General features: G+C 41.3%; 10 protein-coding genes. 6 read left to right on the top strand and 4 right to left on the bottom strand.

Features of this window, described 5'->3' with window-relative positions; translation table 11 throughout:
- The first annotated feature begins 10 nt into the window (after nucleotides 1-10).
- The 4 genes from EGN73_RS09810 to EGN73_RS09795 all read left to right on the top strand — a co-directional run bounded on the left by EGN73_RS09810 (nucleotide 11) and on the right by EGN73_RS09795 (nucleotide 3,055).
- Nucleotides 11-634, top strand: coding sequence for a YdeI/OmpD-associated family protein (locus EGN73_RS09810; protein ID WP_219288883.1), 624 nt, complete (start codon nucleotides 11-13; stop codon nucleotides 632-634).
- Between the two features lie 161 nt (nucleotides 635-795).
- Entirely contained in the window at nucleotides 796-1,440 is a 645-nt protein-coding gene (locus EGN73_RS09805) for a SatD family protein (RefSeq protein ID WP_219288880.1), read from the top strand.
- Nucleotides 1,437-2,150: a DUF3307 domain-containing protein gene (locus EGN73_RS09800; RefSeq protein ID WP_219288877.1), complete on the top strand. Its 714-nt coding sequence runs from the start codon at nucleotides 1,437-1,439 to the stop codon at nucleotides 2,148-2,150. The genes EGN73_RS09805 and EGN73_RS09800 overlap by 4 nt, the downstream gene beginning before the upstream one ends.
- A 29-nt stretch (nucleotides 2,151-2,179) precedes the next feature.
- Entirely contained in the window at nucleotides 2,180-3,055 is an 876-nt protein-coding gene (locus EGN73_RS09795) for an N-acetylmuramoyl-L-alanine amidase-like domain-containing protein (protein WP_246611532.1), read from the top strand.
- 20 nt (nucleotides 3,056-3,075) lie between these two features.
- Here the strand turns inward: EGN73_RS09795 and EGN73_RS09790 are convergent, their stop codons facing one another.
- From EGN73_RS09790 to EGN73_RS09775, 4 genes are read right to left on the bottom strand one after another with little or no spacing between them, the layout of a single operon-like run.
- Nucleotides 3,076-3,954 carry a 3-hydroxyacyl-CoA dehydrogenase gene (locus EGN73_RS09790; protein ID WP_219288874.1) on the bottom strand — a complete coding sequence of 293 codons (879 nt, stop codon included), beginning with the start codon at nucleotides 3,952-3,954 and terminating at the stop codon, nucleotides 3,076-3,078.
- A 3-nt stretch (nucleotides 3,955-3,957) separates the two neighbouring features.
- Entirely contained in the window at nucleotides 3,958-4,998 is a 1,041-nt protein-coding gene (locus EGN73_RS09785) for a phosphotransferase family protein (protein ID WP_219288873.1), read from the bottom strand.
- Complete coding sequence (locus tag EGN73_RS09780) at nucleotides 4,988-6,193, bottom strand: acyl-CoA dehydrogenase family protein (protein WP_219288871.1); 1,206 nt, start codon at nucleotides 6,191-6,193, stop codon at nucleotides 4,988-4,990. Before EGN73_RS09780 ends, EGN73_RS09785 begins: the two co-directional genes overlap by 11 nt.
- Nucleotides 6,194-6,202: 9 nt before the next feature.
- Nucleotides 6,203-6,970 carry an SDR family NAD(P)-dependent oxidoreductase gene (locus tag EGN73_RS09775; protein ID WP_219288869.1) on the bottom strand — a complete coding sequence of 256 codons (768 nt, stop codon included), beginning with the start codon at nucleotides 6,968-6,970 and terminating at the stop codon, nucleotides 6,203-6,205.
- A 133-nt stretch (nucleotides 6,971-7,103) separates the two neighbouring features.
- On the opposite strand from EGN73_RS09775, the gene EGN73_RS09770 reads away from it, so the two are divergent.
- Together EGN73_RS09770 and EGN73_RS09765 are read left to right on the top strand one after the other, a co-directional pair.
- On the top strand, nucleotides 7,104-8,069 hold the full coding sequence (locus EGN73_RS09770; RefSeq protein WP_219288867.1) for a zinc-dependent alcohol dehydrogenase family protein: 966 nt from the start codon (nucleotides 7,104-7,106) through the stop codon (nucleotides 8,067-8,069).
- 562 nt (nucleotides 8,070-8,631) lie between these two features.
- Nucleotides 8,632-11,724 carry a SusC/RagA family TonB-linked outer membrane protein gene (locus EGN73_RS09765; RefSeq protein WP_219288865.1) on the top strand — a complete coding sequence of 1,031 codons (3,093 nt, stop codon included), beginning with the start codon at nucleotides 8,632-8,634 and terminating at the stop codon, nucleotides 11,722-11,724.
- The last annotated feature ends 25 nt before the right edge of the window (nucleotides 11,725-11,749 follow it).

Raw genomic sequence — 11,749 nt, 5'->3', positions numbered from 1 at the left:
TATGAAAAATATGCCTAATCCAAAAGTGGAAGCTTACCTTGATCAGGGTTGTGGGAGGTGTGAATATTTTCAGACTCCAAAATGTAAGGTTCACCTCTGGACGGAGGAACTGATGGCATTAAGGGAGATTGCACTAATGTCAGGATTGGATGAGGAAATCAAATGGGGAGTACCCTGTTATACTTTTGAAGGTAATAATGTCATGCTGATCGGAGCTTTTAAAGGGTATTGTGCCATGAGTTTTCTGAAAGGAGTATTGCTCAAAGATCCCCATAATATTCTACAAAAGCCGGGTGAGAACAGCCGTGTAGGTAGGGTCGCAAAGTTTGAAAACCTGAAAGCCATTCAAAGTAGTCGCCAAAGCCTATTGGAATTGATCAATGATGCAATTGAAGTTGAAAAAAGAGGGGAGAAGGTGGTGCTTGACAATTCATTGGAAGAAATTCCTGAAGAATTGCAGGAAAAACTGGAACAAGACCCCTTTTTGAAAGAAGCTTTTGATTCATTGACTCCGGGAAGGAAAAGATCGTTTTATATTCACATTTCAGGGGCCAAACAAGCTGCTACAAGGAGATCAAGGGCAGAAAAATGTGTTCCCAAAATTTTGGCAGGTAAGGGCTTTAATGAATATTAGTCCTGTTCAAGTAAATACCCTGTTTTTCTTATCCATCCGGGCTATATGAGCATCCATGCAGACAATCAAAAATAAAACAAACCTGAGAACACGATAAAGTATAATATCGTCTTAATAGATGATATTTTTAATTATCGTTAAATTATACGATATTTGTATATATGATAGCAGTGATTAAAGGTGATATAATTGCCTCAAGAACCATTTCAAATCCCGAGAGCTGGATGAATCCTTTGAAAAGCCTCTTATCGCAATGGGGGACCAGCCCAAAAGATTGGGAACTGGTGTGGGGGGATTTTTTCCAATTGGAAATCAAATCTCCCCAAGAAGCCCTGACAAAAGCTTGGGCTATAAAATCTACCATCAAGCAAGTATCCCGGGTGCGGAAAGATAAAAAAAACAGTCCAATGGATGTGAGGTTGGCCATAGGCATAGGAGCCAAGACCTATGACGGAAGCAAAGTATCTGAAAGTAACGGTCCCGCATTTGTCAATTCGGGAGAGCGTTTTGACAGGTTAAAAAAAGACAGGGTCAACATGGCTATTCAAAGTCCATGGGAAGAATTGGACAAGGAGATCAACCTCTACCTGAAGCTTGCCGGTATATTTATGGACACCTGGACTATTTCTTCAGCAGAATTGGTTTTGTTATACTTACAAAACCCCGAAGCCACCCAAGAGGAAATCGGCATAAAACTGGGGATCAAACAGAACTCGGTCAGTGGCAGGTGGTCCAGAGCTAAGATTGATGAAATGATTGAAATTAATAGGGTTTTCCAAAACAAAATCAATAATTTACTGCTGTGATCTTTTTTGTCAAAATCTTATTGGCCCACCTTATAGGTGATTTTATACTTCAGCCAAATTCGTGGGTCAAAGCTAAGGAAACCTCCAGGCTAAAAGCCTATCAATTCTATCTGCATATCATTATCCATACAGGCTTAGTACTGTTGGTGCTTTGGGATCTGTCCTATTGGCTATTGGCACTGACAATAGGAGGGATACATGCTCTTATTGATGTGTTGAAGCTCTATGGCCAAAAAGAGGTCAATAAACCTCAATGGTTTGTTGCCGATCAGGCACTTCATCTTTTGAGCATTTTGGCATTATGGTACATATGGTTTCAGCCACAAATCTACTTCTTTCAATACTTTGACAACATATCCTTCTGGACCCTTCTTAGTTCATTCTTGTTTGTTACCTGGGTGGTAGGTGTGGTGATCAATGTGCTTCTGGCAAACTGGGCCAAAGCACTTGAAGAAAGTGAAGGTGAATCACTGGTCAATGCAGGCAGGTATATTGGGATTTTGGAAAGGCTGATGGTTTTCATTTTTGTACTGACAGACCATTGGGAAGCCATAGGATTTCTTTTGGCTGCCAAGTCTATTTTTAGGTTTGGAGATTTGAAGGAATCAAAAGACAGAAAACTGACAGAGTACATATTGATCGGGACCTTACTGAGTTTTGGAATAGCCTTGCTTACAGGTATGCTGATAAAATGGTTCTTATCGATTTAATATTTAGATTTTTATATATAGAAATTTTCATGCAATTTTCAGTATTCAATTCTATGGCTATGCGATTATTTTTCCTTTTCTTTTCTCTACTTCCCTGTTTTCTTCAAGCACAGACAGTATGTACCTTAGAAAGCCGAGAGCGCTTAGAAGGCATTTTGGAGGATCTTTCCGTATTGGACATGCAGGACAAGTCCATCAATGATTTGAATGTAATCATTGGACAGATGTTTCTGGGTACACCTTATGTGGAAAAAACACTAGAGCTTCCCGGTGAGGAAAAACTTGTTATCAACCTGACCGGACTGGATTGCACCACATATCTGGAGACGGTGTTTTCCTTGTCAAGATTGGCTCAAAGTGGCAGATTGACCATGGAGGATTTTGAAAAAGAACTTGAGAAGATCCGGTACCAAAAGGGAAAGCGCGATGGATACCCATCCCGTCTTCATTATTTTTCGGATTGGATTTTCCAAAATCAAGAGAAGGGATTGATCAGAGATATTTCAAAGGAAATAGGAGGGAAGCCTTATGAAAACCGCCCTACATTTATGAGCAGTAACCCTAACTTATATGCACAGTTGGCCAATGATGCCTACGTAGAAGAACTCAAAAAGGCAGAACAAAGAATTGGCCAAAGGAACTACTATTTCGTCCCAAAGGAAGAACTTAAAAATCTGGAGCATAACATTAAGCCCGGTGACATGATTGCCATTACTACCACCATGAAAAATCTGGATATTGTACATGTTGGTTTTGCGGTAGAAAAAAACGGCAGGATTCACCTGATGCATGCCAGTACAGGATCCATGAAAGTGGAAATTTCCGAAAAGCCCTTACATGATTACTTGGCGGGTTTTAAGTCCCAATCAGCCATAATGGTAGCCAGGGGAATGTCCGCCAATTGATTTTAAATCCCTATATAAATTCAGCCGAGAAAATCCGGGGCCTTATATCTTGGCTTTGGATAGGAGTAAAAGCCTTCACCGGTTTTTTCTCCCAATTTTCCTGCATCCACATAATTTTTTAGCAGCTTGGCAAAGTTCTGGGAAATTGGATCATTTTGGTTTTTGGTGACATGCCAAACGGTATCAAGACCTATGGTATCCATCATACCAAAAGGCCCTATGTCCACCCTGAAATTGACCATGTAGGATTTGTCTATAGCTTCTACTTCAGCTACATCATTGGCCAACAGTCTACCCGCTGAAGATAGGATAGCACCAAGTATGGAATTAAAAAGATATCCGTGATTTTCTTTTTTGATGATCACGGGTACCTGTTCAAGTGACCGGCCAAAATCTTCCAAAATAGGAATAAGTCCAGGATCCGTTCCCGCATGAGGCATGATATCCACGCCCTTTGCAAAAAATACATCATGGAAATGTAGGGCACAGAATTTCTCAGGTCTCCCGGAAATCTCCGCAAACATAGAAGGTAACAAAAAAGATGTATTGGTGGTGAAGATCGTTTTCTCCGGCGCGATTTGGCCAAAAAGGCTCCAAACCTCATTTTTCACCTTGATATCTTCCAAAACACTTTCATTGATGATATCAGCATCTTTTACTGCATTGGCAGGACTATCTGTGAAAATAATGCTATTAATGGCATTGAATCCTGCAGCCTCTTCCAATCCAGTGTTTTTTGCCAATTGCCCAATGATCTTTTCCATGGTTTTTTTGGACTTTTCGAGAGCCGTGGGAAAGATGTCATAGATTCTTACTTGGTAGCCAGAAAGAGCGGACTGCAATGCCACTCTAGTACCTAATGTACCTGCTCCTAAAATGCATACGTTTTTGATTTTCATGGCTTAAATGTTTTGGGTTTTTATGCTTTCCAATGCTTTTTTTCCACAAGCTTCGACCACATGGATCAATCCTGCGAATCTTGGGTCATCCGCAAACCCCATACAGTACCTCTTATATATCTGCTGCGCAATTACACCTACTTTAAAAAGTCCAAAGGCGTAATAATATACCATATCATTCAAATTGAGAGGACTGTTTTTGTCGTAATAATGAATCACTTCTGACCTGCTCATATTGCCCGGGGCATGGCTCAGGTTGAACATTTTCAACAAGTCATTGTCATCCTCTTCGCACCAATACGCCAAGCTGCTACCCAAGTCCATCAGAGGATGGCCTACTGTTGCCATTTCCCAATCCAAAACAGCCAGAATCTCAGGATTGTTTTCCCCACCGAGTACCAAATTGTCATACTTGTAATCGTTATGGATAAACCCTACCGCTTCTTCTTTGGGAATATTAAGATTCAGCCATTCACTTACTTTTTCCATGGCTTTCAAATCATCGGTCTTTGATTTAGTATAACGCTCTGACCAACCTTTTACCTGCCTTACGGTATAACCATCCGGTTTTCCCAACTGACCTAAGCCTGACTTTTGCAACTCAAGCTGATGCAGCTCCAATAAACCATCAAGTGTATTTTTGGAAAGTTGACCAAAAAAATCTTTGTCCAAGGTCAATCCCTCTGGAATCCGGTTTCGCAGGATCAGGCCCTCTACTTTTTCCATGATGAAAAACGGTGCGCCGATAATTTCCTCTCTTTCGCAGCAATCCACTGGAAGCGGAACTTTGCTGTAACCCGCTTTTTGTAAGGCTTCCAAAATCCGGAATTCCCTGACCATATCATGGGCTTTGCTGATTTTAAGTCCCAAAGGTGGTCTTCGGAGTACAAACTCTTTGGAAGGGGTAGTGATCAGGTAGGTCAGGTTGGAATAGCCGCCTTTGAACTGCCGGATGCCTATAGTCTCTTGGTCCACCTGCAAAACCTCGGACAGATAAGGTCGGACATTTTCCAGCCCTTTGGGATCATTCTGTTCAGCCTGCATATTTCTTGAGGGTTTCTCTTGCCAAAACACTTTTGTGTACTTCATCCGGACCGTCATATATTCTTGCGCCCCGCTCATGTCTGTACCAAAAAGAAAGAATCGTATCATCGGTGATACCCAAAGCACCATGAGTTTGGATGGCTTTATCCAAAGTTTTCATCAATACATCAGATACAAAAAATTTGATGGTTGAAATGTCCATTTTGGCTGCTTTAGCACCTTCCTTTTCAATTCGGAAAGCGGTGGCCAATACCAGCATTCTGGCTGCTTTAACTTCAGCTACTGCCTCAGCGATCCAGTTTTGAACAGTTTGTTGACCGGAAAGCGGCTTCCCTGGATCCAACTCCCTGGACAATGCCCTCTGACACATCAGGTCTATTGCCCTTTCACAGATTCCAATCCAGCGCATGCAGTGATGAATTCTTCCCGGTCCCAATCTTTCCTGTGCCAATGAAAACCCTGATCCTTCCTTACCGATCAGATTGGAAACGGGAACCTTGCAATCTTCAAATCTTACTTCTGCATGGGACATGTAATCCTCACCTACATCACCCATGATAGGAATATTCCTAACCAGTTTGAAGCCCAAGTTATCCAGAGGAACCAATATCATGCTTGCCCTTTGGTATGGGTTAGGGTGTTCGGGATCTGTTACTGCCATCACTATGGTAAATGCAGCTCCGTCAGCCGAAGACGTGAACCATTTGTGTCCATTGATGATGTATTCATTACCCACTTTGACAGCCGTAGTGGAAAGGTGTTTGGGATTGCTTCCTGCGTGCTGTGGTTCTGTCATGGCAAAGCAAGACCTTATTTCTCCCTTTTGAAGAGGTACCAGGTATTTTGATTGGAGTTGAGGAGAGGCAAATTGATGCATCAACTCCATGTTCCCAATATCCGGCGCCTGACAGTTGAATATATAGTGTCCCAGAGGGCTTTTGCCTAATATTTCTGAGACCCTGCCAAATTCCGTGAGCCCCAGACCTAAGCCTCCGTCACTTTTGGACAAGTGAGGGGCAAACAAACCTTCTTTTTTGGCAAGCTGCCTTAATTCCTGAAGTTTGGGCAAAGCAGCTTTGAAGGACCCATAAACTGCCTCTTGCTCCAGAGGAATAATATGGGTTTTGACAAATTGATCGTACCTATTTGAAAGATGTGCCAGTTCGTCTGACATCATCAAGGAAGAAAAGTCCATTTTGCTAATTTAAATTGTAAATCCGCCATCTGCGGTCAAAACTGTCCCGGTTGTGTATGAAGATGCTTTAGATGCAAGGTAAAGAGCAGCTGCTCCGATTTCTTCCGGTTCACCGACCCTTTTTATAGAAAGAGCCTTCATCATGTGGTTCATGATTTTTTCATTGCTCCACAGAGCCTCAGAAAACTTAGTCTGAATCAAGCCTGGGCAAATGGCATTTACCCGGATTTTATGGTCCCCCCATTCTTTGGCAAATACTTTGGTCATAGAAATCAGACCTGCTTTACTCACCGAATAAATTCCTAGCCCAGGCTCTGGAGAGATGCCTCCGATGGAGGAGATGTTGATGACAGATGCCTGTGAGGAGGCTCTGAGGTATGGAAAACATAATTTCATGAGGTGAAATGGAGCCTTAAGATTGACATCCATTATTTTATCATATGCATCTAGGCTTGTTTCATGCACCGGCCCAAAGACAGGATTGGAAGCAGCATTGTTGACCAGCACATCGATCTGACCGTATGCTTCAATTGTTTTTTGTACCAGATTTTCCAAATCTCCGCTTTTACCCACATTGCAGGCTATTCCTGTGACCTCATATCCTTTTTGCTGAAGTTTGATAGCCATTTCGTCAAGAGTTTCTTGCTTTCTGCTGCTGATGACCACTTTAGCCCCCGCAGCTGCAAAAATCTCTGCTATGCTAAATCCAATGCCTTTACTTGCTCCTGTGATAAGGGCTACTTTGCCCATAAGTGAAAATAATCCTGATAAGTCCATTTTTGAGTTGGTTAAAGTCAGCCTTCAAGATAAAAAATTCTGACTTCTCATACCTCTTTATGCAGTAAAAATATTATGCATACCGAGTATTTTTTTCTAACTTCCAATTTCTAAATCCAAAAAAGCAATTGTCATGAAGCAAGTAATTTTTAATGAAACCGGCCATCCTGAAGAAGTCTTAAAACTTGAGGAGGCTGAATTGCCACAACCAAAACCACATGAAATCAGGATAAAAGTCAGTGCCAGAAACATCAACCCCTCTGACATTATGTTTGTAAGAGGGATGTATGGTATTACTCCTAAGTTGCCTTCGAGCGCTGGGTTTGAAGCTGTGGGCACAGTGGATATGGAAGATGAAAAGGCAACAATTAAAAAAGGTACTAAAGTGATTTTTACAGCAATAGGTACATGGAAGGAATACCTATGCATTCCTGCCCAAACGGTGATTCCAGTACCGGATGCCATGCCCGATGAAATAGCCTGTCAGGCCTTTATCAATCCCATGACAGCTTATGGGATGATTGCTGCCTCAGGGCTTAAAGAAGGAGATTGGGTTTTGGTGACTGCCGGAGCATCTGCATATGGGAAGCTGGTGATTCAGATGGCAAAATCAAAAGGTATCCGAATAGCCTGTACGGTCCGCCATGATGATCAGAAAGAAAGCCTGACTACACTTGGAGCTGATCTGGTGATCAATACTGAAAAGGAGAAATTGCAGAAAGTCATTATGGAAAAAACCGGCGAAGGCGTTTCGGTGGTATTTGATGCAGTCGGGGGTATACTTGGCGCAAAAGCACTGGCCAGTCTCAAAAATGGTGGTAGGTTGATGGCTTTCGGTGCATTAAGTTTGGAAAATATGCCGGTCAATTCAGGATTGATGATTTTCAAAAATTTGAAAATTGAAGGTTTCTGGTTGACTACTTGGATAGAAGCATTGTCTAATGAGGAAAGGCAGAAAGCATTTAAGACTGTGCTCGGATTTCTAATGAAGCAAGAAGTTAAAGTAGATGTAGCAGGAAAATACCCATTGGAAGAATTCAAAGCTGCATTGGAAGCCTATCAAAAGCCGGGGAGGAACGGAAAAATCATATTGATCTGAAAGCCTATTGAAAGGGCAGTTACCAATTTGGAAAACTCCGAAGAACAATGTTTGAAATTCACTTCAAGTGGATCTATAAAAATATCTAAAAGCCCGTTTTTGGGCTTTTTTTATTTTTTAAAAGTTGTCGATATCAACCTTACAAAGCTTAAATAAAATGCTTAAGTAAAAAATAGATTAACAATTTGTTAACAATAATTTACTGTTTGTTTAAAATATAATCTATGCTGAAACAGAACATTATTAGGAGAATTCATTTAAAAATGAACATTGCTTTTCTAAATCCCTATTGCCAAAACCTCCTCAGTAAGTAAAATATATTCTTTTTTTGAAGGTTTTTAGCTTAGATAATTTTATAAGAAAAATATTCATAAACATTTTTTTTTAATACTTTTCCAATTTTATAAAATAATCAGAAACATTTAAAATAAAATCTAGAATAAAAGAGGTTTAGAATTATTTAAAAATGTTATAAATGATTTAATATTATTTAAAACTTGATTTTTACTTAAAAAAAGTTAAATATTGTATAAAAAGTTTTGTTTAACCAATATATAACTACATGAGAAAAGTTTTACTTGGCTTTGCCCTTATGCTGATGAGTATACAATCAGCGATGGCGCAAAGTAGGACAGTGACCGGGACGGTTACTTCCCCAGAAGAACCGGAAGGAATTCCGGGTGTGAATGTGGTAGTCAAAGGAAGTTCTACCGGGACAATAACAGATATTGATGGGCGCTTCTCCATCAATGTACCCCAAGGAGCGAATGCTTTGGTTTTTAGTTTTGTGGGGTATCAGACAAGAGAGGTGGCCTTGACCAATGCCGATAATATAGAGGTTGAGCTTCAGCCTGATGTAAAAGCATTGGGAGAGGTAGTTGTAGTAGGTTACGGTACTCAGGAGAGAAGGGAACTTACGGGATCTGTTTCTTCAATTGATAACAGGGCAATCGAAAACCTTGTTACTCCGTCATTTGACCAACAATTGGCAGGTAGAGCACCAGGTGTTCAAGTGACTACCCCTGGAGGTGTCTTGGGCCAAGCTCCTGTCATCCGGATCAGAGGTGTCAATTCGATTACTTCAAATGCAGATCCTCTGATTGTAATTGATGGAGTTCCAGTGGTCAATTCAGACAGGGCTGCCAATTTTCCAAGTAATCCCTTGGCACAGATTAACCCAGCGGACATTGAGTCTTTTGAGGTGTTGAAGGATGGCTCTGCTACAGCAATTTTTGGTTCTAGGGCTGCCAATGGTGTGATTTTGATCACTACCAAAAAAGGTATTACAGGAAAAGCCCAAGTGGATTACAATGTATCTGTAGGTTTCAATGAGGAAATCAATAGGTTTAGTTTGCTCAATGGAGATCAGTTTGTGGATATTGCCAATGAAAAAAGAACCAACGCAGGTCTTTCCGAACTGGCCAGACCAGGAGTGAATACGGATTGGCAGGATTACATTTTCAGAAGAGGTATGGTTCAGCAGCACAATCTGTCCATCAGGGGAGGTAGTGAAGCTACAAAGTATTTCTTCTCAGTAGGATTTACTGATCAGGAAGGTTACCTGAGGGCAAATGATTTGTCCAGATACTCTTTCAGGGCCAATGTGGATCATAGTATCAGCGATAGGTTGAGAATAGGTGTGAACATGAGCTTTTCCCAGACAGAGATCAATTCTTTGAACAATGGTGAAAACTCTCTTTCAGGTGTTACGCTTAATGCAACAAGGCTATTTCCAAACGTACCGATTTTTGATGCTGATAACACGTTTTTTGATGGTTTCAATGTGTCTTCAAACGGAGCTTCTTTAGGCTCGGGAAATAACCTTGGGGTAATTGATAACAATTTCCCCAACATAGGTTTTGTTTTGGCCAATAACAGGTTTAGAGGGCGTGTTTCCAGAGCATTGGGAAATGTATATGGTGAATGGGATATTTTGCCTGAACTGACTTTCAGAACGCAGTTTGGTGCTGATTTGACTTTTTCAGATGAGTTTGTTTCCTGGGACCCCAGACACGGTGATGGAAGAGGTAATGATGGTTTGATCACACAAGGATTTTTGCCTGCATACAGGTGGAACCAACAAAACACCTTGAATTACCAAACGATTTTGGGAGATGACCACAATATCAATGTGACAATAGGTACAGAGTATCAGTACACCAACTTTTACAATTTTTCTGCTACCGGTACACAATTAGCAGATAGGTTCTTTTTGGAAAATAATATTGTGACAGGTTCGGCAGGGGTCCAGCAGATAGGTGGATCTATGCAGGAGCAAGGTTTTGATTCTTATTTTGCAAGGGTAAATTACAATTACGCCGGTAAATACCTTCTTTCCGCATCGGTAAGAAATGATGGTATATCCGCTCTTCCACTGGCAAATAGGAGAGGTACTTTCCTGGGTGGTTCAGTAGGATGGAGAATTTCGGATGAGGACTTCTTCAATGTGGCAGCCATTAGGGATATGAAATTCAGGGTATCTTATGCAGAAGTAGGGAATACTGAAATCGGGTTTTTCCCATATGTCGGAGGTTTTAGTGCTGCGCTTTCTGGCCTTGGAGCAGGAATAGGCTACAGTCAGATTGCCAACAATGACCTTCAATGGGAAACGTCCAGAAAATTCAATGCAGGTCTGGACATGGAAGTGGGCAGGTTCAATATCATGGTGGATTACTTCCGCAATGACATTCAGGATTTGGTACTTCAGAGGATCACACCAAGCTCCCTTGGAGTTCCAGGAAATGCAATTTTCGAAAATGTGGGAGCCATGGTTAACCAAGGTATTGAATTAAGGGTCATGACTACTTTGATAGATAATGGCTTATTTACTTGGAATACAGACTTTAATTTTACCTGGCTACATAATGAAGTGACTAACCTGATCAACCCGATTACCAGTACTTACAACCGGACCGAGCTTGGTGGTCCCATTGCTCAGCTCTATGGCTATGAATGGTATGGTGTAAATAACGCAAACGGAAACCCTATTTATGTAAAAGGTGATGGCTCTCTGGCCCAGTTCAATTTACAAGAAGGAGACAATGGCTGGAGGGTATTTGATCCTGAAAACCCATCTGATGTAAGTGAGGGTACAACCAGTTTGGGTTCAAATGACCTGACCCTACTTGGAAATACATTGCCAAGGTGGCAAGGTGGATGGTCCAATAATTTCACCTATGGCAATTGGGACGCTGAGATTTTCTTCCGCTATTCTGGAGGAAATTATATCATGAACGAGACGCTAAGAGGTCAATTGGGAATGGGATTCTCTAATAATAATGCCGTAATCATGGACAGATGGACCGAGAGCGGACAGGAGACCAATGTACCAAGACTCTTTGCCGGTCAGGATGCCAATATCTGGGCCTCGGGTGCTGCCAACAGCAGATTTGTAGAAAGAGGCGATTTTCTCAGGGTTCAAAATATTGTTATAGGATATAGGGTTCCACAATCCGTATTGGAAAGTGCTTTTGCAGGAAATGTCCGCACGGCAAGGTTCTTCGCTCAAGTACAGAATCCATTTCTCCTTACTGGATATTCAGGATTGGATCCTGAGTTGAATACCTTCCCTGGCAATCAATTGCAGTTCGGTGTTGATTTCAATTCAGCTCCTATCATCAGGACATATTCCGTAGGTCTAAATGTTGGTTTTTAATCCATCCCACCTAAAAGATTAGAAT

Origin of the sequence: Arthrospiribacter ruber, from assembly GCF_019343195.1 — a bacterium.
Taxonomy (GTDB): Bacteria; Bacteroidota; Bacteroidia; order Cytophagales; family Cyclobacteriaceae; genus Arthrospiribacter; species Arthrospiribacter ruber.
The sequence above is the reverse complement of the archived record's forward strand: the minus strand, read 5'-3'. Positions and strand labels throughout refer to the sequence as shown.